Source organism: Streptomyces lincolnensis (genome assembly GCF_001685355.1).
Taxonomy (GTDB): Bacteria; Actinomycetota; Actinomycetes; order Streptomycetales; family Streptomycetaceae; genus Streptomyces; species Streptomyces lincolnensis.
The window spans coordinates 2,569,708-2,594,847 of sequence record NZ_CP016438.1; the positions used below are offsets into that span (position 1 = coordinate 2,569,708).

The window sequence follows — 25,140 nt, forward strand, 5'->3', positions numbered from 1 at the left end:
GTCAGCCGACGAAGTACGTCGGGTTCGGCAGCTTGTACGTCCTGTCTGCGTAACCGCCGTCGAGGTCGGAGTACTGGTCGCCGAAGTTGGCGATGATCTCGTATCCGAGGTCCCGCTCGATGTGCTTGCGGGTGCCGGACTTGTACTGCACGGTGGTGCAGGTCCAGGTGCCCGGAGTGGCGCAACCGCTCAGGTAGGACGGCGGGTTGGCGGTGTTCTTCAGGAACATGTGGTCGGCGTCGAGGTTCACCTCGGCGCCGACCTTCTTCAGGTTCTCGACGGCCGCGGAGCGCTGGGCCTCGCTGAGCCCCGAGTTGTAGAAGACCTCGACGCCCTTCTTCGCGGCGTACCGCACGAGTTCGGGGCTGCCGAAGACGGCCGGCCGGTCGGCCTTGTTGACGTAGGCGGCCCAAGTAGCCGAGTTGTAGGTGTAGTTGTAGCGCTTCTCGTAGTCGAGGCTGAGCAGCAGCGTGTCGTCGATGTCGAACACGACCGCGGGCTTCTCGCCGTGGTGGACGGCCTTGCGGGCGGCCTTGTCGATGTACGTCCTCGCCGCGGCGTCGATCGACGCCAGGTCCTTGGCGTACGGGCTGTCCGGGGACGCCTGGTACACACCGTTCGCGTCGGCCGCGGTGCCGTAGTAGGTGTCGATGTCCTTGACCAGGAGCCCGATGTTGTAGGGCTCGTGCGTGGAGTTCGCCGTGGACTGACCGGCGGTCGCCATGCCGGCCCCGTAGAGGGCACCGGCGGCGAGGGCACAGGCGGCGGTGAGGGCTGCGAGACGCAGTGGCTTATGCATGACAGACGTTCTACGCGCGTCACCCCGGCGGGCGCGAGACCCGCCGGGCAAAAAACGGGTCAAGCGCCCCGGGGCCGGAGTGGGCGGGCGTCAGGTCAGTTCATGGTCGAGCCGATGGTGGTGCTGCCCGTCGTGAGGAACGTGGTGGCGGGCAGGGTGCCGCTGGAGCTGCGGGCGTTGTACGTGCTGCTCGCGTCCGTCGACCGGAAGGCGGGTGTCGAGATGCCGGAGTCCCAGTTGTTGCCGGACGACACCACCGAGGAGCTCTTGCTCACCGAACCGCCGCCGTTGCTCACCGCGAGGTTCTTGCCGAGTTTGGCGGTGCCGGTGGCGAAGTAGTAGCCCCATTTGGCGTTGGCGTAGGCGGTGGTGCGGTTGATGACGATGGCGCCCTTGTTGCTGTTCTCGGTGAAGCCGTTGCCGGCGTTGTCCCAGGCGGCCGAGTTGTTGACGACGTGCGCGACGACCTCGCCGTCGCCGCCGAGCTTGTAGCCGTTGCCGTCACCGGCGAACGCGGAGTCGGACCAGCGGTTCTTGCCGTTGCCCATGGCCCAGGTGTGCTCGATGGTGACGGGCGAGGAGAAGGACCAGAAGTCCAGGCCGTCGTCGGAGTTGTTGTAGAGGCGGGCCCCGGTGATGAGGTTGCCGCTGCCGGAGCCGAACTTCACGGCGATGCCGTCGGCGTTCTCGCCGTGGGTGGCGGCGTCGTAGTGGCCGTAGCTGTCGATGTTCTTCACGGTGTTGTTGACCGTGCCGTCGCCGGTGAGCGTGAAGCCGGAGTCGCCGCCGTTGATGGTCTTGATGGTGTTCCAGACCGTGCCGGTGCAGGACTGGCAGACCACAGCACTGTCCGGGGAGTTCTGGAAGGTCATGTTGGAGACGTTCCAGTAGTCGGCGGTCAGCTTGAAGATCCAGGAGCCGGAGGGCAGGGACGAGCCGTCGATCTTCACCGTCTCCGAGCCGTACGCGGTGAGCGTGATCGGCGCGGAGGATGTGCCGTTGGCCGTCGACTGGAGCGTGGCCGTCGGGTAGTAGGTGCCGCCGCGGACCTGGATGACGGTGCCGGCGGTGGCGTTCTTGATGGCGTTGGACAGGTCGGTGGAGGTGCTGACGACCACGGTCGCGGCCTGCGCCTGGGTGGGGAGGACGGCGAGGCCGGAGCCGAGGGCCACGGCGGCTGCCGTGAGCAGAGCGGTACGACGAGACATGGAGTGCGGGTCCTTTCGTCGTGCTGTGGGGAGATGAGCGGGGGGACGGTCACAGGACGCTGTCGAGCCAGGCGTAGACCTCGTCCTGCATGCGGTCGACGAAGACATGGCCGAGGTCGGGCCAGGTCTTGAGGCGCAACCGCTCCTCGGCGTGGCGCGAGCGCCAGACGGCGGTCAGCTTGTCGTGGGCCACCCGTACGCCGTCGGCGGGGAAGAGGGTGTCCAGGGCGCCGCTGAAGAAGAGCATCGGCCTGGGTACGGCGATGCTCGCCACGTCGGGGAAGTCGAGGAACCGGGGGAGCCCGGGGTGGAGCATGTAGTAACTGGACTGCCCGCGCAGCGTGTTGTTGCCGGGGACCATCATTTCCTTCAGGCCGGTCATCCAGCAGACGGCGGCGGTGGCCGCGACGGTGTCGGTCAGCGCGGCCGTCTGCCAGGCGCGGTAGGCGCCCATGGAGAAGCCGAGGGCGGCGACCCGGCGGGCGTCCACCCGGTCCAGGCCGGCCAGGAACCCGGCGGCGCGGGCGTCCTCGCGGGCCATGAGCCCGGCGAGCGAGGAGCCGAGGTTGTAGAAGTTGCTGGCCAGCGCCTGCTGTTGGTCGTAGGTGAGCGGGCCGCGGTCGCCCCAGCCGAGGGCGTCCAGGCAGAGGACGACGTATCCGCGCCTCGCCAGTTCGTCGCCGACGAAGCGGCCGCTGAAGTACTTGTCCGCCCAGGCCTGTGCGGAGGAGAGCCGGGTGTCGTCGTACCAGGGGCGGATCAGTTTCTCCTTCCCGATGTCGAACCTGGCTCCGTGGTCGTGCAGGAGCAGCACGGCGGGGAAGGGGCCGGGGCCGTGCGGGGTGAGCAGGGCGCCGCGGACGCGTTCGTGGCGGGTGAGGGAGAGGGTGACCAACTCCCTTGAGTAGCCGTCGCCTTGGGGGCCGGAGGTGAACTCCGGCGTGTACCGTGTGCTGTTCTGGCGTGGGACGATGAGGTGTTCCTCGACCACCGTCCGGGCGGCCCTGCGCCAGGCCTTGAAATCACGGACGGGTGAAGTGCCCCAGGCGAGCGGGAAGTTCAGCTCGTTCTTGAGGGCCGGATAGAAGCCGGGCAGATTCCCTCCCACCAGGTCGGCGGCCTCCGCGTTCCCGGAGCCCGCCCCGAGGAACGCCGCCGCCGCGGCTCCCGCCACGAACGTCCGGCGGCCGAGCGGCTCACTCATGCGGCCTGCCTTCCTTCGCGCGACCCGCCCCGGCGTGCCGCAGCACGTGACGCTCCACGGCCGAGGGGGACTTGAGCACGCGGTAGTCGTAGACGTCGGCCGGATCCCAGCCGACCTCGCCGCCGAGGCCGAGGGCGCCGGCCACCGCGTTCAGTCCGGCGGGGCGGCCGTTGAACCAGGACCCGGTGTCGCGGAAGTGCTCGCCGCCGTAGTCGGCGACCGCGAGGGCGGGGGTGCCGCCCCGGTGGCGGAACACGTTGCGTTCGGAGAAGAGCGCGGACTCCACGCCGACACCGAGGGCGTAGAGCGGGGTCCGGCCCCGGTACACGTTGTTGACGACGTGCACCTGCCCGAAGCGGACGCGCGGGGCGCGCTGCGCGATGTCCGTGAAGAGGTTCCTGACGAGGGTGACCTTGAGGTGGCCGCGGTCGCGGTCGCCGCGGCCGTCGCCCGAGCCGATGAGGATCGCCTTGTCGTGGTCGGTGAACCGGCTGTCGGAGACGGTGACGAAGTCGGAGCCGTCCTCGATGTCCAGCAGTCCGTCGTGCCGTCCGACCCGCTCGCCGTGGAAGCCGAGGGGCGCCTCGCGGTCCGGGAAGCGGCCGTCGGTGAAGGTGCAGTGGTCGACCCAGAGGTGTTTGCCGGTGATCACGCTCAGCGCGTCGAAGCGGGCGTTCCAGCTGCCCTGCGTCCCGTCGTCCGGCGACCAGGTGGTGAAGTGGTCGACCGGGGCTTCGAGATGGAGATTGCGGACGATGATGTTCGTGCCGGTGTTGACCGTGAGGAAGACCCCGAGGAGGCGGGCGTCGCCACCGGCGCCGACGAGCGTGGTGTTGCTCGGCACGGTCAGCTGGATCTGCGCCTTCTCCCGGTTCGACCCGGTCTGGCGGAGCTGACGCTGCCGCTTGCAGTAGTCGTACCGGGTGTCGGACCAGGTGGTGCCGTCCTCGCCGAAGCAGGACATGTACTGCCCGAGGTCGTAGCCGGGCGCGTAGTCCTGCTCCCCTAGCAGGGAACCGTCGTCCGCCTCATGGCCGTTGATGTCCCCGACGACCCGGATCACCTTGGGCGTGGCGGGGTCGCCGCCGTTCGCCAGGGCCTCCTTGAGCTCGGCGCGGGTGTGCACCGTCCACGTCGTGCCGCCCGCTCCCCCGGTGGTCCCGGCGGCCCAGCCTTCCGGGCCGCGCCCTGCGGCGGAGGCCGGCGGGGCCGCCGTCAGCAGGAGGCCCGCCAGCAGCGCGGCGGCCGCCGCCCTACGCACGGGGCCGCCAGTCGCGCAGATACGTCCGCCTGGTGTGCGACGCGGCTTCCGCCGGTGTCAGCAGGGGCCGGTTCTCCGGGACCGTGATCACCGCGCCGGGACCGGAGTTGCCGTACTCCCGAAAGCGCATGGTCTGCCAGGGGTACGCCTCGCGCATGTTGGTGTACGGCGTCACCGCGTCGATGCCGGGTCCGATCCGGGTGTCCCGGACGACGAGGGAGGGCCAGGCCGTCGTCTCGTACGTCGGCACCCAGGGCCGGGCCAGCTTGTACGCCCCGTCCTCGGCGCCCGAGGTGATGCGGGAGCGCAGGGCGAGGATGCCGTACGGGTTGGCGCGGGCGGTGGACGGGGCGAAGACCATGCCCTTGGGGGTGAAGGCCACGTCCCGCTGGAGGGTATGGAAGTGGCATTCCTCGAAGACGGCGGTGGCCCGGCCGAAGACGAAGTCGACGTCGCCCTCGATGTAGCAGTGGTGGAAGTACTGCCGGTCGAAGGCACCGAGCGCGGTCGTCTCGACGAAGACGGTGTCCTGGTGGGCCAGCAGGCGCACGTTCTCGAAGTGGGTGCGGTCGCCGTACGTGTAGGACGCCACCGCCTGGGTGCCGGTGATCTCGGGGTGGTCGGCGCGCAGCCAGTCGTTGGCGAGCGTGAGGTCGCGGACGGTGAGGCCGGGGGCCGCCGAGGTGAAGGTGGCGGAGCCCGCGGTGCCGTGGGTGCCGGAGCCGTCGGGCTTGGGGGTGCCGTTGGCGTTGTCGTAGACGATGACGGTGCGGCGGGGGTCGCGGGTGGCGCCGCGCAGGGTCAACTCCGCCTTGGATGCTGGGATGTTGACGACTTCGCGGTAGGTCCCCGGGTGCACGACGATCGTCCAGCCCGGTCCGTCCACCGCGTCGACGGCCGCCTGGACCGAGTCGCCGGGGCGCACGTGCAGGACCCGGCGGCCGGAGGCGAGCGCGGGAGCGGCCCCCGCGCCGACGGCCGCCAGTCCCCCGGCGATGCCCGTCAGCAGGGTGCGTCTGCGCATGTCAGCACGGCTCCTTCCACGGCTCCCAGTCGCCGAGGTAGGCCGCGCGGGTCGCCGACGCGGCCTGTTCGGCGGTGAGTTGGGGGCGGTTCGCGGGGACGGTGACCGCCGCGCCCGGTCCGCTGTTGCGGTACTCGGCGAAGCGCTGGTTCTGCCAGGGGAAGGAGTCCGACATGGCGGCGTAGGGCGCGACCGCGTCGATGCCGGGGCCCAGCCGGGTGTCACGGACGACGAGCGACGGGCGGGCGGTGGTGTCGGAACTGGGCACCCAGGGGCGGGCGAGCTTGTAGTGGCCGTCGGGGGCCTCGCTGCTCACCCGGCTGCGGGTGACGAGGTATCCGCGCGGGTTGGCGCCCGCCGTGGAGGGCGCGAAGACGAAGCCGTACGGGGCCGAGGTCAGGTCGGTCCGGGTCAGGGTCCGGAAGTGGCAGTTCTCGTACACGGCGGTGGCCCGGCCGAAGACGAAGTCGACGTCGCCCTCGGCGTAGCAGTGCGAGAAGTACTGGCGGGCGAAGACGGTCAGGGCCATGGAGTCGGCGTACAGGGTGTCCTGGTGGCCGAGGAAGCGGCAGTGGTGGAAGGCGGAGCGGTCGCCCTGCACCTTGATGGCGACGGCCTGGGTGCCGCTGATGCCGGGGTGGTCGGCGCGCAGCCAGTCGTTGGCGAAGGTGAGGTGACGGGCGGTGAAGCCGTCGGCCTTCACGGTGGTGGTGGCGGAGCCGGTGGTGCCGTAGGTGCCGGAGCCGTCGGGTTTCGGGGTGCCGGCGGCGTTGTCGTAGACGATCACGACCTCGCGCGCGTCCGTGCCGGCGCCGAGCCAGGTCATCTCCGTGCGGCTCGCGTCGACGGCGACCGTCTCCCGGTACGTCCCCGGCGCGATGACCAGCGTCCAGCCGCTGCCGCCGGCCGCGGTCACGGCGGCCTGGACGGTGGTGTGGTCACCCCGGCCGACCTGGTCGACGTAGAGGGTCGTCGGGGTGAGGCGTGCGGCCGGGGAACCGTAGCGGCCGAAGGGGCGGGGGCGGGCGGTGGCCCGGGTGGGGAGCGAGGCGAGGCCGAGGGCGGCGCTCGCGGTCAGGAACCCCCTTCTGGAGAAGGGGAGTCGGCGTTCGGGCGAGGGCATGCGGGTGCTCCTTCGCTGGCTCTTTCGGGGGTGCGGGCCGGGGCTGCGCGCCCCGGCCCGGTCGGGAGAGGGGTCAGCGCAGGTGGCCGGCGCCCGCGCGGTACGCGACGATCCCCGGGACCGCCTTGGGGTGGTCGACCTTGGTCCGCAGGGTCGGCTTCCATCCGGCGCCCGACTGGAGGGTCTCCGACGGGATCTCCGCGTTGTGGACGGCGATCAGGTCGGTCCGCCTGCCGTTGACGTAGTTGTTCTCGGCGGTCAGCGGGGCCTCGCTCCACTTCTTCAAAGCCTTGCCGACGCTCGCCCCGGGCGGCAGCGAGATGGCGTTGTCGGTGGCGTGGAGCTGCGAGGAGATGCCGACACCGAAGATGTAGTAGTCGTCCTGCTGTTCCTCGTTCACCACGTAGTGGTTGTTGTAGACGTCGACCTGCCCGAACCGCACGCGCGGGGAACGCTGGAGGATCCCGTCGAAGCGGTTGTGGTGCATGGTGACCTTGAGCTTGCCGGCGTCGATGGCGGCGAGGCCGTCGCCGTTGCCGATCAGCATGTTCTTGTCGTGGTTCTCGTAGCGGTTCCAGGACACGGTCACGTGGTTGGAGCCGCGCACGATGTCCGTCAGCCCGTCGTGCTGCTGGAAGACCTTGCCGAAGTAGACGGGCCGCTCGCTGTCGGGGAAGCGGCCGTCGGTGAACGTGTTGTGGTCGAGCCACACGTGGTCCGTGCCGTAGACGACCACGGTGTCGTACTCGGAGTTCCAGTTGCCGGTGTTGTTGTCGTCGGTCGGGTCCCACTTGGGGAAGCAGTCGAGCGGGGCCTCGATGGTGAGGTTGCGCAGGATGACGTTCGAGACGCCGAAGATCTGGAGGCTGCCGCCGAGGATGCCGGAGTTCTTCCCGACGCCGACGATGGTGGTGTTGCTGGGGACGAAGGCCTTGATCTGCGCATTCTGGTTGGCCATGGACGCGACCCGCGCGTCCTCCTGCGGCCCCATGGCGACCTTGTCGTTGCCGTAGACGGCCGGGTCGTAGTCCTTGAGGTACTGCTGGAGGTCGTAGCCGCCGGTGACGAAGGCCTCGCAGCCCTCCGAGACGGCGTCGATCATGCCCTTGACCTTGATGATCCTGGGTGCGGTGCCGCCGGCGGCGAGCGCGGCCTTGAACTCCGCCCAGGTGGTGACCGTGTAGACGTGCTCGGCGTCGGCGGCCGAACCGCCGGTCGTGCCGGCGCCCTCGGAGCCCCAGCCGTCGTTGGCGCCGAGGACCTGGCGGCCGAGGTCCCGGGAACCCGCCTCGGCACCGGTGCCGGTGAGACCGAGGACGAGCGCGGTGCAGCCGATCAGCACGGCGGACTTTCTCATGGCATGCCCATGCCAGACCTGTGTGTTCATGGTGCGGCTCTCTTCTCTGCGGTTCGGGATGGTTACGCGGCGGCTTGTGGCCAGGTGATCCACGACTCGGGGATCACCTGGTCGAGCCGGCGGACGTCCTGCGGGGCCAGCACCCGGGTGCGCAGCAGCTCACGCGCCACCAGCCGGGCCACGGCGATCGCGCCGGGCGGGTTGAAGTGCGTGTTGTCCTGCTCGGTCGCCGTCCAGTTGAAGTACGTCTTCGTGCCCTCGACACCGAGCTCCTGCCACAGCGCGAGCGACAGGGCCTGGAGGTCGAGCAGCGCGACGCGTTCCTGCTCGGCGAGCGCACGCATCGCCGCCGGATACTCGCCATGGGTCGGCACGGCCTTGCCGCCCGTGTCGAACCTGCGGCGCTCCACCGGCGTCGCCAGCACCGGCCGGGCGCCCCGCGCACGGGCGCCCTCGACATAGAGACGCAGATGGTCCTGGTACGTCGTCCAGGGCTCGGTGTACCGAGTGGGATCCTCGGCCTTCTCGTCGTTGTGCGCGAACTGGATCACCAGGAAGTCGCCCGGCCTGATCGCGCCGAGGACGACGTCCAGCCGCCCTTCGTCCACAAAGCTCTTCGAACTGCGCCCGTTCACCGCGTGGTTGGCGACGGCCAGCCCCTTGCGCAGGAAGAACGGGATCGCCATCCCCCACCCGGTCTCGGGTGCGGCGGCGGCGTATTTCTGGGCCGCGGTGGAATCACCGGCGATGTAGAGGGTCCGGGAACGGCGGCTTCCGGAGGCCTGGGCAGTGCCGGTCGCGGCGAGGCCGAGGGGAACGGCCGCGACTGCCGCGGTGGTTACTTGTCTGCGGGTGAGTGACACGGGGGTGCCTTTCTCAAAGGCGTGCGAACTAGATCTGTGCGGTGGTGCCTTTCACGTGGGGGGTAACCCCCGCGCCCCTGGTGTTCAGGGGCGCGGGGCGGTGCTTGACGTGCGTTACCGAAGTCTCAGCCGTTCCGCTCGTTCCACTCCGCCTGCGCCGTGTTCAGCTGGTCGGCGAGCGTGTCCAGGAACTCCTTCGCCTTCATGTCCCCGAGCAGCACCTTCTGGAGGTTCGGCTCGTTGTCGGCCTTGGAGATCGTGTTCCAGTCGGGCAGGTAGTACGGCAGCTGCACGATCGTCGTGGACCCGTCACTGAGCGCCGCGGCGGCCAGCTTCGTCGGCTCCGCCTCCGACACCCACGCGTCCTTGGCCGCGTCGGTGTTCGACGGCACCTGGCCCGCGGACTTGTTGAACTTCGAGTTCTCCGCGGCGGACGTGGCGAACTCGATGAACTTCCAGGCCGCTTCCTTGTTCTTGGAGCTCTTGAACAGCCCCAGTCCGTCGACGGGGTTGGACACCTGGACCCGCTTGCCGGCGAGACCGGTCGGCTGCGGAATGCCCCGGAACTTGTCGACCCCGAGCGCCTTCACATGGTCCTGGTAGGAACCCAGGTTGTGGTTCAGCATTCCGATCGTGCCGGAATCCCACTGGGCGACCATCTTGGTGAAGTCGTTGTTCAGGTCGGCGGCCGGGGTGACCTTCTTGTAGAGGGCCGCGTACTTCTCCAGCGCCGCGACGTTCTTGGGGTCGTTGACCGTCGTCTTGTCGCCGTTCCAGAACGAGGTGATCCCGCTCTGCCCGTACATCGCGTCCAGCGCCTGGGCTATGGAACCGGCGCCGCCGCGGATGGTGTAGCCGAACTCGTTCTTCTTGGCGTCGGTGAGCTTGTCCGCGGCCTCGTAGAACTTGTCCCAGGTGGTGGGCGCGTCCAGGCCCGCCTGCTCGAACAGGTCGGTGCGGTAGTACAGGACGCCGTTGTTGGCGGAGGTCGGGATGGAGTACAGCGTGCCGTCACCACCGCCGGCCGCCTTCAGCGACTTGACCATGTCCTCGTTCATCTTGCCGTTCAGCGAGGACTTGGTGAGCCGGTCGTCCAGCGGCTCCAGGGCGTTCTGGGCGGCGAAGCCGGCGAGCATCGCGGCGCCGACACCGCCGACGTCGGGCAGGCCGCCGCCCTGGAGGGCGGTGTCGACCTTGGACTGGTAGTCGGTGGAGGGGATGCCGACGTACTCGACCTTGATGTCCGGGTTCGCCTTCTCGAAGTCGGCGATGACCTCCTTCCAGATGTCGGTGCGCACACCGCCGTTGTTGTCCCAGAAGACGATCTCGCCCTTGCCGCTGCCCTCTTCGCCCTTGTCACCGCCGGTGCCGCTGCCGTCGTCACCGCAGGCGGTGGCGGTCAGGGCGAGGACGGAGCCCAGAGCGACGGCCACGGCGGCGCGCCTGCTTCTGCGGATGCTGATCTTCATTGGTCGGCTCTCTTCTTCTGGTTCAAACACTTCTTGATGGAGCGAAGCTCAGGTGGGGCTGTGGGGCTGTGCAGGGGTGGTGCTGTGCAGGGGTGGAGCTATGGAGTTGTGGGGGTCAGTGGCGGGCGTACGGCGCCCAGCCGTCGGTGCCCGCGAGGTAGTCGGCGACGGTGTGGTCCCGGGCCGCGGTGTCGCTCATCTGCGGCCGGTCCGCGGTCACCCCGGCGCCCGGCCCGCGGTTGTGGTACTCGGTGAAGCGCGCGTCCTTCCACGAGAAGCCGCTCATGTCGGTCCACGGCGAGGACTTGATCGCGGCGGGCAGCCAGGTGTCGCGGATCAGCACCTGGGCGACGGCGTTCGGCTCCCCGCCCGGGTGCCACGGCCGCCCCAGGTGGAAGGTCCCGGCCGGCGCGTCGCTCACGATCCGCGAACCGGTGATCAGGAAGCCGTACGGGTTGCCGGTCCAGGTCGAAGCGGCCGTGATGTAGCCGTTGTTGCTGTCCGAGCCCCGGCTCAGCGCCCGGATCACGGACCGCTCGACGACGGTGGTGGCCCGTCCGTAGACGAAGTCGACGTCGCCCTCGATGTAGGAGTCGCGGACGTAGACCCGGCTGATCACGTCCAGCTTGGGGCTGTCGGTCATCAGGGTGTCCTGGTTGCCCAGGAACGCGGTGTCCTCGAAGACGATCCGGTCGCCGGTCGTCTTCATGGCGAGGGCCTGCTCGCCCTTCAGCTCGACCGCGGCCTCGTCGAAGTCGTTGCTGAAGGTGAGGTTGCGGGCGGTGACGTCGTTCGCCGCGATCCGTACCGTCGCGCTGCCGGTCGAACCCCCGTACTCGGCGGGCGTGTCGAAGACGATGACGGTGTCGGACCGGTCCTGTCCAGTCCCCTGGAGCACGATGTTCGGCTTGGTCGCGGGGATGAGGACCTTCTCCCGGTACGTCCCCGGAGCCACCGCGATCGTCACCGGCACGGTGTTGCCGGCGGGCACGGCGTCCACGGCGGCCTGCACGGTCGGGTGGTCGGCCGGGACCCGCAGGGCCACCCCGATCCGCTTCTGCGGGCCGGAGAACTTTTTCACCAGCGCCGGGACGGCGGCCGCCGGGTCCAGCCGGTAGGCGTAGAACTCCCGCGGGTCGAAGGCGGCGCCCCACGCGTCGTGCCGTCCGCTCGTGTTCCGCAGGATCGACCCGCGCTGCACCAACTCGGCGGTGGCGTCGGCCTGGTAGGGGTGCTGGACGTCCTGGTAGTAGCTGTTCTCGATGACCATCTTCGTCCGGCCGCGCGACCAGTTCCCGTACGTCCACACGGGGTCGCCGGGATCCACCTGTGCCGTCAGGTAGTTGTTGTAGAGGTGGGCGTAGGCCGCGTTGTCCACGGACGGGTTGCGCTGCTTGGTGTTCGCGAACCAGTTGTGGTCGATCGTGATCTGCGTCCTGACGTTGGTGGTCCAGCCCAGCCCGAACGTCTTGTTGTTGTTCTCGAAGCGGTTGTAGGAGACGGTGATGTACTCGCTGTCCTTGCGGACGTCGAGCTGCCCGTCGCAGATGTTCGAGAAGCGGTTGTGGTCGACCCAGACGTGGTGGACGGTGTCCATCTGGATGCCGTCGAAGTCGGTGTCCTTGCAGTCCCAGTTGCCCTCGACCGCCGAGTCGCGGATCGTCATGTTGCGGATGATCACGTTGTGCGTGCCGGGTGCGAGGTGGAACTCGCCCTGCACCAGTTCACCGCCCGTGCCGACGCCGACGATCGTCTTGTCCGAGGCGACGGTGACGCTCGCGCCGAAGGGCTGCGCGGTGATCGTGCCCTGGACACGGATGACGTACGGCTCGGGCGCCGCCGCGTACGCGGCCAGCGAGGCCTGGTCGGTGACGGTCACGACCTTGCCGCCCGCCCCGCCGGTGGTCCCGCCGGCCAGCGAGGCGAACCCGTGCGGCCGGTCGCTCCAGCGGTCGGCCGCACCCGAGGAGGCCGGCGACGGGACCGACGAGGAGGCCGGCGCGGGGGTCGCCGCACGGGCGTCCCCGAGCGACCCGAGGAACAGGGCGCCCACCAGGGCGAGCACGGCGGCCACGACTCTGGCGTGCCCCGGTCTCAGTAAACGCTTGCTACGGAAGTGCGTCATTGCGGCTCCCAACAGGCGGACGGGGTGGGTTACAGCGGGGTGATCCGGAACCGGGTGAAGCTCGCCGCGCCGGCGTGTCCCGGTCCGGCGGGTGCGAGGGCGAACAGTCCGAGCAGGGCGCCGACCCAGCGCCAGGGGGTGGCGGCGAAGACCGGTCCCGAGGGAGTCGGGCCCTCCCCGATGTCGTAGAAGAAGCGGCAGCGCGCCCCGGCGCCGATCTCGATCCGCAGCCGTGCCCGTCCCTCGGGAGCGAGCCGCGGATGGTCGGCGTCCCGTTCCTTCTCGGCGACCGCTTCGGCGAACCGGTGCACGAGGTGGACCTCACCGTCGGCGCCCCGCTGGAGGCCGATCCAGCCGAACGCGTCGCCGAGGACCGCGAGGCCCGCGCGGGCGCCCGGTTCCTCGCCGTGCAGGGTCAGATCGACCTCGACGGCGGACGGGGTGCCCGGCAGCCGCTGGGTCAGGACGTGGGGCAGCTTGCGCAGGTCGTGCGCGTCGGCCGAGCGGACGCAGGCCAGGCGGAGGCCGTCCCCGGAGTGCTGGGTGGCCCAGCCGTCCTGCGGGTTGGCCGTCCACTGCCACTGACGTCCGAAGCGTCCGCCGGGGAAGTCGTCGTCGGTGGCCGGGGCGGCGGCCGACTGCTCGGGCAGGTCCGGCTTCCTGTGGACGGCGACGGGGGCGCCCTCGTCGCCGAGCACCGGCCAGCCGTCCGTGCCCCAGCGCATCGGCTGGAGGTGGACGACCCTGCCGTAGGCGCCCTTCTGCTGGAAGTGCAGGAACCAGTCCTCGCCGGACGGGGTGCGCACCCAGCCGCCCTGGTGGGGGCCGTTGACGTCGGTGTCCCTCTGCTCCAGGACGATCTGTTCCTCGTACGGTCCGAAGAAGCCGCGCGAGCGGAAGGCGCCCTGCCAGCCGGTCTCCACTCCCCCGGCCGGCGCCAGGATCCAGAACCAGCCGTCGTGCCGGTACAGCTTGGGGCCTTCGAGGGTGAACCAGCCGGGAATGCGGTCCCCGTCGACGATCACCTTGCCCTCGTCGAGAAGTGACGTCCCGTCAGGGTGCATCCGGTGCCCGGTGAGACGGTTCTTGATGCCCGAGCGGGACTTCGCCCAGGCGTGCACCAGATAGGCCTCACCGGTCTCGTCGTCCCACAGCGGGCAGGGGTCGATGAGCCCCTTGCCCGCCTTGACGAGGTGCGGACGTGTCCAAGGGCCCCTGATCCCGGGGGCGTTGACCTGGAAGATGCCCTGGTCGGGGTCGCCCCAGAAGATCCAGAAGCGGTCGTCGTGGTGCCGGAGGGAGGGTGCCCAGACACCGCAGTCGTGCCGCGGCGCCGCGAACTCCGCGCCCGGTTCCAGCCGTTCGAGGGCGTGGCCGACCAGGGTCCAGTTGACCAGGTCGCGCGAGTGCAGCAGCGGCAGGCCGGGGACGCGGCCGAAGCTGGAGGCCGTGAGGTAGAAGTCGTCGCCGACGCGGACGACGTCCGGATCGGACCAGTCGGCGTTCAGGATCGGGTTCGTATACGTCATGGGGTCCGTGTACGTCACTGGCTGACCGCCTTCCGCACCAGGGCCGCCGCCTCGTGCCGGTCCAGGCGGCCGTCCGCGACCACGGTGACGATCCGCCGTACCACGGTGTCGCCGGGCGGGATCGGCAGCCGCGCGTCGTGGGCCAACGACGAGCCCACGCCCGGGTATTCGGCGGTGCGCACGAACCAGGGGTCACGGCGGGTCTGCTCCGTGGCGCCGGCGAAGACCAGCGTCCAGGCGGCGCCGGCCAGGGCTATCCACCCGGCGCGGGTGCCGTGCAGGGCCGACTCGCCCTCGGTGTCGGCGCTGAACACCTCCGGCGCCTCCTGCTCCTTGCGGGCCCGCCAGAAGAACCCGCCGTAGGCCGCGCCGGGGCGGCCGTTGGTGGCCGGGCTCCCGATCGACAGCTCCTCGGGGGTGACGTTGGTGAGGGAGAAGGTGAAGTCCAACGCCCAGGCCGTGTCGGTGAGTTCGGTGGCGGCGACGGTACGGCGCTCGCGCAGCAGCTCGGCTCCGGCGGCGACCCAGCGCAGTTCCTCGACGAAGCCGTCCGGGTCGCGCAGCTGGAACGTGGTGTGGCGCTGGGCTCCGTGGTTGTCGAGCTCGGTCGGCCCCCGGTCGCGGACGTAGGTGCGTCCGCCCCAGAAGTTGAACCCCTCGACGTCGGGAACAGCGACACCGACGCCGAGGTGGTGGGTGTGGTCGGCGGGGCTCAGTTCGGTGACCGCCGTGCCGGCCAGGGTGGTGACGGGGTGCAGGTAGGGGCGAGGGCTGAGCCGGGCGGGCAGCTCGGGCCGGGTGATGTAGCGGCCGACCGGGCGGCCCGCGATCCGCAGGACCGGTGAGTCGTTGGTCGTCATCAGGTGCTCACCTCTTTCGGTGGCGCGGCAGCGAGCGCCCAGGGGGCGCCCAGCTCGGAGTAGAGCGAGAGGGTGTCGGCGGCGGCCGTGACGAGGCCGTCGATGCCGGGCACGACCCGGCGGTTCTCCTCGGGGATCAGGTGCCAGGCCTGCTCCGGCAGCGGGGCCGGGTCGGGGGCCAGCCGGATCGCCTCGACGACCTTCATGAACGCGCCGGTCCCGTCCGGGGTGACCAGCAGGCCGGCGCCGTCGGTGAGGTGGTCGACCAGGTTCTCCAGCAGGTCGGTGCGGCCGAACTCGTACTCCTCGGGCCCGTGGTCGGCGCGCTGGAGCAGGACGCGGTCCTGCTTGTACCAGAACGTGATCCGGCCGCGGCTGCCGTGCACCAGGACGTACGGGTCGTCGGGGTGCTCGGCGCACAGGGTCGCGGCGACGGTCACCGGCAGGCCCCCGGCGGTGGTGACGCGGACGCAGGAGGTGTCGTCGGACTCGATGTCGTTGGCGCGCAGCAGCTCGGTCTCGATGCCGGTGACGTCCTCGGCGCGGGCGGCCCCGGCCAGCGCGAGACCGGTGGCGACGGCGTGCGCGAGCGGGTTGGTCAGCGCTCCGTCGATCACGTCGACGCCGTTCATGCGGCGCCGGCCGGCCCAGGGTGCCCGGCGGTAGTACTCCTCGGCGCGCGCCCAGGCGCCGGCCCCGCCGACGCCGGTGATCTCGCCGATCGCACCCTCGGCGATCATCTCGCGGATCGCGGGCACGGCGTGCGAGCCCAGCGACTGGAAGCCGATCTGGCAGGCGACGCCGGCCGCGGCGACCCCGTCGGCCATCCGCCGGTACTCGGCGTACGACGGGGCCGGCGGCTTCTCCAGCAGGACGTGGACGCCCTTGGCGGCGGCCGTGAGCGCCAGGTCGGTGTGGGTGGGGATCGGGGTGCAGATCACCGCGATCCGCGCGCCGGTGGAGTCCAGCAGCGCGCCGAAGTCGGCGGACTGCTCGGGCGTGCCGAGGCCCTCGGGCAGTTCGCCCCCGGTCAGCGGGGTCAGCTCGCAGATGCCGGCGAGACGGACGATGCCCTTGTCCTGGAGCCTGCGGATGTTGTCCAGGTGCCAGCGCCCGTGTCCGCGCGCGCCCGCCAGGACGATGTCGATGGTCGTAGAGCTCACAGCAGCCTCCCTGCGCCCGCGCCGCGTGCCACCTCTCGGTCGGCCGTGGCGGCGCTGTCGATCTTTGTGTGCAGGGTAGGTGTCCAGCCGACGTCCGCCGTGAGATCACGCTCGCTGCCCGAGTTGTAGGCGTTGTGGATGGCGAGCAGGTCCACCGGATAGCCGTTGAAGAGGGTGCCCCGCTGGTGCAGGGCGGTGCCGTTCCAGCTCTTGACCAGGTCGGCGGCCTCGACGTGGCCGGGGGTGTGGAAGGCGTTGTTCTCGGCGTGGATCGCGGACTCGGTGGAGACGCCGATCGAGTAGCGGTAGTCGTGGGCGTCCTCGGGGACGACGTACCGGTTGTTGTAGAGGTGCACCTGTCCGAAGCGGACGCGCGGCGCGCGCTGGACGACGGACTCGAACTCGTTGTGGTGCAGGGTCACCCGGAGCCTGCCGCGGTCGCCGGTGGCCGTGTCGCCGTTGCCGATGAGCATCGCCTTGTCGTGGCCGGCGAACCGGCTCCAGGAGACGGTGATCAGGTCGGACCCGTTGGTGATGTCCAGCAGGCCGTCGTGGCGCAGGTAGTTGCGGGCGAAGTGGGTGGGCTCGGCGGCGTCCGGGTGGCCCTTGTCGCTCAGGGTCACGTGGTCGACCCAGACGTGTGTCGCCCCGGACAGCCACAGGGTGTCGTAGGCCGTCTTCCAGTCGCCGAGGCCGCCGGTGTTGGGCTGCCAGACGGGGAAGCAGTCGTAGGCGTCCCGCAGGTCGAGGTTGCGGACGATGACGTTGTCCGCGTTCTTGACCTGGAGGCTCGCGCCCTTGAGGACGGCGCTCTTGAGTCCCACGATCGTGGTGTTCGAGCCGACGAGCAGTTCGACCCGCTCGGCCTGCTTCTTCGCGGAAGCCTGGCGGGCCACCTCCTGCTCGCCGCTCGGCTTGGCGGACCCCCAGGTGCGGGGGTCGTAGGCGGCCAGGTACTTCCTGAGGCTGTAGCCGCCGGTGGTGTAGTCGGAGCAGTCCAGGTGGTCGCCGTCGTCGTCGGTGTTGGCGTCGATGGTCCCGGCGATCTTGATGATCTTCGGGGTGGCGCTGCCGCCGTCCAGGGCGCGGACCAGTCCGGCGCGGTCGGTGACGGTGAAGACGTGGTCCGCGTCGGCGGCCGATCCTCCGGTGGTGCCCGCTCCCGCGGCGGCCCACCCGTCGTTCGCGGGCAGGGTGTCGCGGCCGAGGTCGCGGGCCTCGGCGTGGGCGGGAATGCTCAGGATCCCCAACATGGCTCCCACAGCGACGATGTGACGGAGCCTCATACCCTCACCGCCTCGGCGTCGCGGCGCAGGACCGACCGCTCGCGACGGCCCGCGGCCCGCCGGACGGCCCTGCCGGGTCGACGGCCACCCGCCACGCGGGTGCCGACACCGGCACTCGCGCTCGCACCCTCGACCATCCGGCCGTGCAGCGCGGCCGAGGTGTCGCGGGAGCCGCCCCGGGCACCGGCGTGGGCCGGGCGATCCAGGTCCTCGGACCCGGCCGCCCCCGTCCCCGCGCTCGTCCGACGGAGTCTCATCCCTTCACCGCCCCCGCGCTGAAGCCGGTGATCAGCCACTTCTGGATGAAGGCGAACACGACCACCACGGGTACGGCGGCGATGATGCCGCCCGCGGCGAGCGCGCCGAGGTCGACGCTGTCCGCGCTCATCAGGGTGTTGAGGCCGACCGGGATGGTCTGCTTCTCCTGGTTGTTGAGGAACATCAGGGCGAACAGGAAGTGGTTCCAGGAGTGCACGAAGGCGAAGGAGCCGACGGCGATCAGACCGGGCCGCAGCAGCGGCAGCACCACGATCCGGAAGGCCGTGAACCTGTTGCAGCCGTCGACCCAGGCCGCCTCCTCCAGGGAGTACGGCACGTTCTTGATGAAGTTGCTGATCAGGATGATCGACAGCGGTAGCTGGAAGACCGTCTCCGCGAGGATGACGCTGCCCAGCGAGTTGATCATCTGGAGCTCGGCGAAGATCTCGAACAGCGGCACCAGCAGCAGCGCGCCCGGCACGAACTGGGAGCACAGCAGGCCGAGCATGAAGGCCCGCTTGACCTTGAAATTGAACCGGGCGAGGGCGTAGCCGCCGGCCAGCGCGACGAGGGTCGTCATCAGCAGGGTGGCGACACCGACGAGCACGCTGTTCTCGAAGTAGGTGCCGAAGGACCGCTCGGTCCACACCTTCTCGAAGTGCTGGAACGTCATCGGCCAGGGCAGCAGCGAGGTCGAGCCCGGCGGGCGGACCGCGAAGAGCAGGATCCAGTAGAACGGGATCAGGGTGAAGACGAGATAGATCGACAGCGGCAGATAGATCTGCCAGCGCGGGACCTCGTCCCAGTTGTGGCCGGCCTTCAGCGGGCGCGGGGGGTCCAGGGTCGGGCGCGCGGGAGCGGGCGCCACCTTGGTGGCCTCCTTGGTGATCACTTGTCCTGACCTCCGAACTTGCTCAGCCGCAGATAGACCATCGAGCAGAACAGCAGGATCACGAACGCGACCGTGGTCAGAGCGGACGCGTAACCGAAGTTGTGGGCGTCGACGGATGTGTTGGCGATGTAGAGCGGGAGGGTGGTCGTCTCCCCCGCCGGGCCGCCGCCGGTGAGCGTGTAGAGCAGGTCGACGTTGTTGAACTCCCACACCGCGCGCAGCAGCGTGGACAGGACGATGGCGTCCTTCAGGTGCGGCAGCGTGATGTGCCAGAACTGCTGGATCCGGCTGGCCCCGTCGACCTCGGCGGCCTCGTAGAGATCCTTCGAGACGGACTGGAGGTCGGCGAGGATGAGGATCGCGAAGAAGGGCACACCGCGCCACAGGTCGGCGACGATCGCCGCCGGGAAGACGGTCGAGGTGTCCGACAGCCAGCTGGTGCCGTAGCTGCCGATGCCCATGTCCGCGAGGTAACGGGTGATGCCGGTCTGGGAGTTGTAGAGCAGCACCCAGATCGCGGAGGTCAGCACGCCGGAGACTGCCCACGGGGAGAAGACCATGGCCCGTCCCAGCGCCCGGCCCGCGAAGGTCTGGTTGACGATGAGGGCCAGCGCCAGCCCGAACAGCAGCTGGAGGCCGACCTCGACGACGACCCATTTGGCGCTGAAGACCAGGGTGTCCCAGAAGACGGGGTCGGTGGTGAAGGCGTGGACGAAGTTGTCGAAGCCCGCGTACCCGTTGCGCCACGGCTTGGTGGGGTTGTAGTTCTGCAGGCTGTAGTAGAAGACGCTGAGCACCGGGTAGGCGATGAAGCCCAGCATGAGCAGGGCCGCCGGGGCGATCAGCAGGTACGGGAGCCTGCGGGGCGTGGCGGAGGTACGGCGCCGCCGGGGTGGCGCGGGCGGTTTCGCCACGGCTGCGGCTTGGGCCATGACTGGTCTCCGTTCTCGGTGCGGGGTGCCTTCGGCTTGCTCTTGTGGTGCAGGAAGCGCTTTCTCTGTCTGCGTAGGTCGGCCCCTGTTCGCATTACGGGGTGCCTCTTGCTGTTGTGTGGCGGCTGCGGGTGCCTTGTGGCTGGTCGCGCAGTTCCCCGCGCCCCTTGGGTGGGGATGGTCAACCGGCGTGGGAATCCGGGGTTTTGCCCTGCCTTGCCAGGAACTCGAAGTCGCAGCCGGTGTCGGCCTGCGTGATCTGCTCGTTGTAGAGCGCGCCGTAGCCGCGCTCGTAACGGACCGGCGGTGGTGTCCACTCGGCCCGGCGGCGCTCCAACTCCTCGTCGTCCACGTTGAGTTGGAGGGAGCGTGCCTCGACGTCGAGGGTGATGGTGTCCCCGGTGCGGACCAGGGCGAGCGGTCCGCCGACGTAGGACTCGGGGGCCACGTGCAGCACGCACGTGCCGTAACTGGTGCCGCTCATGCGGGCGTCGGAGATGCGGACCATGTCCCGCACGCCCTGCTTGAGCAGATGGTCGGGCAGCGGCAGCATGCCGTACTCGGGCATGCCGGGCCCGCCCTTGGGTCCCGCGTTGCGCAGCACCAGCACGCTGTCGGCGGTGATGTCCAGCGACGGGTCGTTGATGGTCCGCTGCATGGTCCTGTAGTCGTCGAAGACGACCGCGCGTCCGGTGTGCTTGAGCAGGTGCCGCTCGGCGGAGATGTGCTTGATCACCGCGCCGTCCGGGCAGAGGTTGCCGCGCAGCACGGCGACCCCGCCCTCGCTCGCGACCGGGTTGTCGCGAGGCCGGATGACGTCGTCGTTGTGGACCTCGACGCCCTCGATCTGTTCCCCCAGGGTGCCGTTGACGGTCGGCCGGTCCAGGTGGAGCAGGTCGGTGATCCGTGAGAGGAAGGCGGGCAGGCCGCCGGCGAAGTGGTAGTCCTCCATGAGGTACGTCTGTCCGCCGGGCCGGACGTTCGCCAGCACCGGCACGGTGCGCGCGATGTGGTCGAAGTCGTCCAGGGTGAGCTTGACGCCCGCGCGGCCCGCCATGGCGATCAGATGGATGACGGCGTTGGTGGAGCCGCCGAGGCCGAGGACGGTGGTGACGGCGTCCTCGAAGGCCTCGCGGGTGAGGATCTCGGACGGCCTGAGCCCGGTCCAGGCGAGTTCCACGGCGCGGCGCCCGGAGGCGGCGGCCATCCGCTCGTGCCCGGAGTCGACGGCCGGGATGGAGGAGGCACCGGGCAGGGTCATGCCGAGGGTCTCCGCCGCCGCGGTCATCGTGGACGCGGTCCCCATGGTCATGCAGTGGCCCGGCGACCGCGCCAACCCGCCCTGGAGTTCCCGCAGTTCGCAGTCCGTGAGGTTGCCCGCGCGGTGCTCGTCCCAGTACTTCCACATGTCGGTGCCGGACCCGAGGGTCTCACCGCGCCAGTGCCCCGGCAGCATCGGCCCCGCGGGCACGAAGAGCGACGGTGTGTCGGCCGAGGCCGCGCCCATGAGCAGCGCGGGCGTCGACTTGTCGCAGCCGCCGAGGAGCACCGCCGCGTCGATCGGATACGACCGCAGCAGCTCCTCCGTCTCCATGGCGAGGAGGTTGCGGTAGAGCATCGGGGTGGGCTTCTGGTAGGTCTCCGAGAGCGTGGCGACCGGGAACTCCAGCGGGAAACCGCCGGCCTGCCACACTCCCCGCTTGACGGCCTCGGCGCGCTCGCGCAGATGGACGTGGCAGGGGTTGATGTCGGACCAGGTGTTGAGGACGGCGATCACCGGGCGGCCCTGGTACTCCTCCGCCTCGTAACCGAGCTGGCGCATACGGGCGTTGTGCGACCAGGTGCGCAGCTGGCCCTCGACGCCGTACCACTGGTGACTGCGCAGTTCCTCCGGCTTCAGGCGCTTTCTGTCGGTCATATCGACCACCCGGCGGCTATCGAGGCGACCTCGGCGCGTTCGGCCTCGGGCAACTCGCGGCTCGGCGGGCGCACTTCGCGGCGGCACAGGCCGAGGGAGGCGAGGGCCTCCTTGACGACGGTGACGTTGTTGGCGGAGCCGTTGGCCGCGCGCAGTTCCTCGAAGCGGCGGATCTGCTCCCAGACCTTCATGGCGGCCGGGTAGTCGCCGGACCGCAGCGCTTCGATCATGTCCAGCGAAACGGACGGGGCGACGTTGACCAGCCCCGACGTGAAGCCGGTGGCGCCCGCGGAGAAGTACGAGGGGGCGTAGGGCTCGGCGAGGCCGGCGACCCACACGAAGCGGTCGAGGCCGGCGTCCCGAGCGAAGGCGGCGAACCGGGCCGCGTCCGGGACGGCGTACTTCACGCCGATGACGTTGGGGCAGGAGTCGGCGAGCTCGGCGAGCCGGGCGCCGAGCAGCTGCGCGTTGCGGATGTACGGGACGACGCCCAGCTCGGGCACGGCCTCGGCGATGGCCCGGTGGTAGTCGACCCAGCCGGCCTGGGAGACGTAGGGGTGGACGGGCTGGTGGACCATCACCATCCGGGCGCCCCGTTCGCGGGCGTGGCGGGCGGAGGCGATGGCGGTGGGCACGTCGTGGCCGACACCGACGAGGATCACCGCCCGCTCGTCCGCCTCGTCGATGGTCAGCTCGGTGACCAGCTGCCGCTCCTGAGGTGTCAGGGCGTAGAACTCACCGGTGTTGCCGTTGGGCGTCAGCGTCCGGATGCCACCGTCGAGCAGACGACGCAGCAGGGCCCGGTGGGCGTCCTGGTCGACGGTGCCGTCCTCGGCGAACGGGGTCACCGGGATCGCCACCACGTCGGCCAGGGCCGCCCGTTGGGTCTCGAACGTCGTTGTCATGCCTGACCGTCCTCTCCCTGGGCCTCGGACTCCGCTTGCGGGAAGGCCCGTTCGACGAAGGACCCGATGTGGGCGTGGAGGGCGCGAGCCGCGCCGTCGGCGTCACCGCCGAGGGCGAGCCGCAGGATCTCCCGGTGCTCGCCGGCCTCCCGCTCCCAGGAGGGCGAGGCCGCCCAGGCGACGGCGGAGACGAGGGCTGCCTGGTCGCGGACCTCGTCGAGCATCCGGCCGAGCAGCGGGTTGCCGCACGGCAGGTACAGGGCGCGGTGGAACTCGCGGTTGGCGAGGGAGCGTTCGGCGGTGTCGGTGGCTGCGTCGGCCCGGGTCAGCGCGTCGCGGGCGGCGGCCAGGGAGGCTCCCCTGCGCACCGCGCGCCTGAGCGCCTCGGGTTCGAGGAGCAGCCGCACGTCGTAGACCTCGCGCGCCATGTCCGCGTCCACCATGCGCACCGTGACGCCCTTGTACTGGTTCATCACGACGAGACCGGTGCCGGCCAGGGTCTTGAGCGCCTCCCGCACGGGCGTCTTGGACACCCCGAACTGTGCGGCGAGCTCGGTCTCCACCAGGGCCTGACCCGGCGTCAACTGCCCGGTGAGGATGCGGTGTTTGATCCCTTCCAGCACGAACTGCGTGCGGGAGGGGATCGGCGTGGGCACAGAGGTCATGCGCGCCTCTCGGATCTCGCGTATCGGATCTCACGTATCGCGTCTCATATATGACGTACGAAGTACGACGCGTTGAAGGTAGGAGGGCCGCTGTGTTTCGTCAATGCTTCTGACAGAGGAAGTGGAGATTGCCTTCACACGGTGTGGGTCGCGCCCACCCGGGCGGTGGCGGTGCGTCCGCCGAAGACGGCGGCGGCCCGGACGGTGGCCGTCTCGGGGGTGAGGGTGGGCCCGACATGGGTGACGAGCAGCTCCCGCACACCCGCCTCACGGGCCGTGCGCCCGGCGTCCTCGGGCGTCAGGTGCACCTGTTCGCCTTCGCGATGCGCGTCGATGTCGGCCTCACAGAGGAACAGGTCGGCCCCGCGGGCGAGTTCGGTGAGGGAGTCACAGGGTCCGCTGTCCCCGGAGTACGCCAGGACCCGCCCGTCCGCCTCGGCGCGCAGCCCGTACGCCTCGACGTCGTGCGTGACGGCACGGGCCGTGAGCGTCAGGCCGCCGTGCCGGACGGTGTGACCGTCGTGCAGGGTCCGGAAGTCCAGCACGCCCTTCAGGAACCCGGTGTCGGCCCGCCCGAAGAACCCGGCGAGACGCTCCGCGCACCCGGCGGGGGCATGGACCGGAATGGGTGCGTCCGGCGTGAGCCCGCCGTAGGCGAGTCCGTATACGGCCGACAGCAGGTCGGCGTTGTGATCAGCGTGCAGATGCGAGATCCATACGGCCGTCAGGCGCGCCGGATCGGTGTGCCGCTGCAACTCCGCGAAGGTCCCCGGCCCGGCATCCACCCACACCTCGGCGCCCCCGCCCCGCAGCAGATATCCCGAGCAGGGCCGGTCCGGTCCGGGATGCGGAGAGGCGGTACCGAGGACGGTGAGCGTAAGCGACATGCGGGGAGCGTACGGGTCCCTCCGGGGCCGGCACTCCGCAATTTCCGTCCCTCGTCCGGTTGTCCGAGCGGAGGGAATTCCGGGGAGGAGGGGCGGAGTTGGGCGGCGCGGCCGCCGGGGCTCCTGGCGTCCGCGCGGTTTCCGGTCTCCGGGGGGCCGGTGTCGTCGGAGACTTCCGCGATCCTGCCGGGCCGGGAGGCTGCCAGACTCCCGGGCCGGTCGAGGGCGGCCGGGCCGCCCCGGTCGCGAGCACGGACGGAACCGGGCGGCGAGAACACCGGGGACCCGACGGTCCGCTGTTCCCGGTCGCCGATGCCGATGCCGTGCCGGGGTCCAATCCCGCCGGGCCGAGGCCGCCGGGTCACCCGGGCCGGCCGAGGGCGACGGCGCCACCCCGGTCGCGGGCGCAGACGGAACGCCGCGCACCGGAGCCGGACGGCTGAGGCCCTCGCGGGCCGCTGTTCCCGGTCGCCGCCGCCGATGCCGTGGCAGAGTCCCACCATCCCGCCGGGCCGGGACACCGCCGGGCGTCGGGCCGCCTGTTCGCGGGCGGTGTCGTGGCCGCCGGCCCGTCGAGGCCGTGCCAGGGCGTCCGGTCGGCGGCCGAGGTGAGGGCGTCGAGGAGAACACGTCGGCGCCGGCGAGGCCGACGCCGTAAAGCCCGAGGCCGACGGGTGGTCCCACAGGCGCCACCGGCCGCCCTGAGTTCGACGGGGAGCGCGAAGTGTCGTCGGTCAGGAATGACGCCCCCCGTCACCACCTCCCCAAGAACCAGTCCTCGCCCCCCTTCCCGTTCCCTACAACACCCGCGTCCACCCCGGATCCCGCCCGCTCAGGCCCACCGCGCGGTCGAGGAGTGGGGCGTCGTCCGGTACGGGGACGATCGGGCCGAAGATCTCGTCCCGGCTGGGATCGTCCGCGGATGCCTCCAGGAAGTCGTGGGCGGCACGCAGCGCGGCCGGGTCGGGTGTGTACTCCTGGCCGGTGGCGCGGGCCAGGTCCCAGCCGTGGATGACCAGTTCGTCGATCGCGACGGCGGCGGCGACCGCGCCGGGGAGGTCGACACCGCCGGCCCGGGTCATACCGGTCCACGCGGCCGGGTCCCGCCAGGCGTCGGCGAGTTCGTCCAGGACCTTGGGCAGCTCCTCGCGCCAGCCGGGGCCGATGTCGGGAACGCCGCCGGGGGCGCTGTCGGTCGTGGGGCCGAGGTCCTTGCGCCCGGCGTCCCGGAACGCGACGGTGAGCCCGAGCAGATGGCCCAGCAGATTCCGTACCGCCAGTTCCGGGCACGGCGTCGGGTCCGCCAGCTGCTCGTCGGTGACCTCGGCCGCGAGGCGGGCGATGACGAGGGTCTGCGGCCCCAGGTCGAGCATCGTGTCGGTCATGCGAAGGCTCCTTGGATGTCGGTTCCT

At 70.6% G+C, this 25,140-nt stretch carries 22 protein-coding genes; all 22 read right to left on the reverse strand.

Going from position 1 to position 25,140, the window contains the following annotated elements:
• Position 1: 1 nt before the first annotated feature.
• Positions 2-799 carry an HAD family acid phosphatase gene (locus SLINC_RS11390; RefSeq protein ID WP_067430280.1) on the reverse strand — a complete coding sequence of 266 codons (798 nt, stop codon included), beginning with the start codon at positions 797-799 and terminating at the stop codon, positions 2-4.
• A 95-nt stretch (positions 800-894) separates the two neighbouring features.
• Positions 895-2,007 (reverse strand): right-handed parallel beta-helix repeat-containing protein, encoded by a 1,113-nt coding sequence (locus SLINC_RS11395; protein ID WP_067430283.1) that lies wholly within the window; start codon positions 2,005-2,007, stop codon positions 895-897.
• 49 nt (positions 2,008-2,056) lie between these two features.
• Positions 2,057-3,211, reverse strand: coding sequence for a dienelactone hydrolase family protein (locus tag SLINC_RS11400; protein WP_067430286.1), 1,155 nt, complete (start codon positions 3,209-3,211; stop codon positions 2,057-2,059).
• Complete coding sequence (locus SLINC_RS11405; RefSeq protein ID WP_067430289.1) at positions 3,204-4,472, reverse strand: pectate lyase family protein; 1,269 nt, start codon at positions 4,470-4,472, stop codon at positions 3,204-3,206. Before SLINC_RS11405 ends, SLINC_RS11400 begins: the two co-directional genes overlap by 8 nt.
• Positions 4,465-5,496, reverse strand: a complete 1,032-nt coding sequence (locus SLINC_RS11410) for a pectinesterase family protein (RefSeq protein ID WP_067430292.1) — start codon at positions 5,494-5,496, stop codon at positions 4,465-4,467. The genes SLINC_RS11405 and SLINC_RS11410 overlap by 8 nt, the downstream gene beginning before the upstream one ends.
• Position 5,497: 1 nt before the next feature.
• The gene (locus tag SLINC_RS11415; RefSeq protein WP_067430294.1) at positions 5,498-6,619 is read right to left on the reverse strand and encodes a pectinesterase family protein; all 1,122 of its coding nucleotides are present in this window, start codon (positions 6,617-6,619) and stop codon (positions 5,498-5,500) included.
• Positions 6,620-6,692: 73 nt separating this feature from the next.
• Positions 6,693-8,006 (reverse strand): pectate lyase family protein, encoded by a 1,314-nt coding sequence (locus SLINC_RS11420; protein ID WP_067430297.1) that lies wholly within the window; start codon positions 8,004-8,006, stop codon positions 6,693-6,695.
• Positions 8,007-8,038: 32 nt separating this feature from the next.
• Complete coding sequence (locus SLINC_RS11425; protein WP_067430300.1) at positions 8,039-8,839, reverse strand: rhamnogalacturonan acetylesterase; 801 nt, start codon at positions 8,837-8,839, stop codon at positions 8,039-8,041.
• A gap of 125 nt (positions 8,840-8,964) precedes the next feature.
• A complete protein-coding gene (locus tag SLINC_RS11430) occupies positions 8,965-10,308 on the reverse strand; it encodes an ABC transporter substrate-binding protein (RefSeq protein ID WP_067430304.1) in 1,344 nt (447 codons plus the stop codon).
• Positions 10,309-10,423: 115 nt separating this feature from the next.
• The gene (locus SLINC_RS11435; protein WP_067430307.1) at positions 10,424-12,433 is read right to left on the reverse strand and encodes a pectinesterase family protein; all 2,010 of its coding nucleotides are present in this window, start codon (positions 12,431-12,433) and stop codon (positions 10,424-10,426) included.
• Positions 12,434-12,462: 29 nt separating this feature from the next.
• Positions 12,463-13,962, reverse strand: a complete 1,500-nt coding sequence (locus SLINC_RS11440) for a glycoside hydrolase family 43 protein (RefSeq protein WP_067445235.1) — start codon at positions 13,960-13,962, stop codon at positions 12,463-12,465.
• A gap of 14 nt (positions 13,963-13,976) precedes the next feature.
• On the reverse strand, positions 13,977-14,822 hold the full coding sequence (locus tag SLINC_RS11445; protein ID WP_067430309.1) for a DUF6807 domain-containing protein: 846 nt from the start codon (positions 14,820-14,822) through the stop codon (positions 13,977-13,979).
• Complete coding sequence (locus SLINC_RS11450; protein ID WP_067430312.1) at positions 14,822-15,985, reverse strand: Gfo/Idh/MocA family protein; 1,164 nt, start codon at positions 15,983-15,985, stop codon at positions 14,822-14,824. Before SLINC_RS11450 ends, SLINC_RS11445 begins: the two co-directional genes overlap by 1 nt.
• Positions 15,982-17,271: a pectate lyase family protein gene (locus tag SLINC_RS11455; protein WP_067430315.1), complete on the reverse strand. Its 1,290-nt coding sequence runs from the start codon at positions 17,269-17,271 to the stop codon at positions 15,982-15,984. Before SLINC_RS11455 ends, SLINC_RS11450 begins: the two co-directional genes overlap by 4 nt.
• Entirely contained in the window at positions 17,268-17,528 is a 261-nt protein-coding gene (locus SLINC_RS47925; RefSeq protein ID WP_152039038.1) for a hypothetical protein, read from the reverse strand. Before SLINC_RS47925 ends, SLINC_RS11455 begins: the two co-directional genes overlap by 4 nt.
• On the reverse strand, positions 17,525-18,421 hold the full coding sequence (locus tag SLINC_RS11460) for a carbohydrate ABC transporter permease (RefSeq protein WP_067430319.1): 897 nt from the start codon (positions 18,419-18,421) through the stop codon (positions 17,525-17,527). The genes SLINC_RS47925 and SLINC_RS11460 overlap by 4 nt, the downstream gene beginning before the upstream one ends.
• On the reverse strand, positions 18,418-19,353 hold the full coding sequence (locus tag SLINC_RS11465) for a carbohydrate ABC transporter permease (RefSeq protein ID WP_067430321.1): 936 nt from the start codon (positions 19,351-19,353) through the stop codon (positions 18,418-18,420). Before SLINC_RS11465 ends, SLINC_RS11460 begins: the two co-directional genes overlap by 4 nt.
• 181 nt (positions 19,354-19,534) lie before the next feature.
• The gene (gene araD / locus SLINC_RS11470; protein WP_067430324.1) at positions 19,535-21,271 is read right to left on the reverse strand and encodes an L-arabinonate dehydratase; all 1,737 of its coding nucleotides are present in this window, start codon (positions 21,269-21,271) and stop codon (positions 19,535-19,537) included.
• On the reverse strand, positions 21,268-22,176 hold the full coding sequence (locus SLINC_RS11475) for a dihydrodipicolinate synthase family protein (protein WP_067430327.1): 909 nt from the start codon (positions 22,174-22,176) through the stop codon (positions 21,268-21,270). The genes araD and SLINC_RS11475 overlap by 4 nt, the downstream gene beginning before the upstream one ends.
• Positions 22,173-22,841: a GntR family transcriptional regulator gene (locus SLINC_RS11480; protein ID WP_107406587.1), complete on the reverse strand. Its 669-nt coding sequence runs from the start codon at positions 22,839-22,841 to the stop codon at positions 22,173-22,175. The genes SLINC_RS11475 and SLINC_RS11480 overlap by 4 nt, the downstream gene beginning before the upstream one ends.
• Before the next feature lie 134 nt (positions 22,842-22,975).
• Positions 22,976-23,728 carry an MBL fold metallo-hydrolase gene (locus tag SLINC_RS11485; RefSeq protein WP_067430334.1) on the reverse strand — a complete coding sequence of 251 codons (753 nt, stop codon included), beginning with the start codon at positions 23,726-23,728 and terminating at the stop codon, positions 22,976-22,978.
• Positions 23,729-24,525: 797 nt separating this feature from the next.
• Positions 24,526-25,113 (reverse strand): TIGR03086 family metal-binding protein, encoded by a 588-nt coding sequence (locus SLINC_RS11490; RefSeq protein WP_067430337.1) that lies wholly within the window; start codon positions 25,111-25,113, stop codon positions 24,526-24,528.
• Positions 25,114-25,140: the final 27 nt, after the last annotated feature.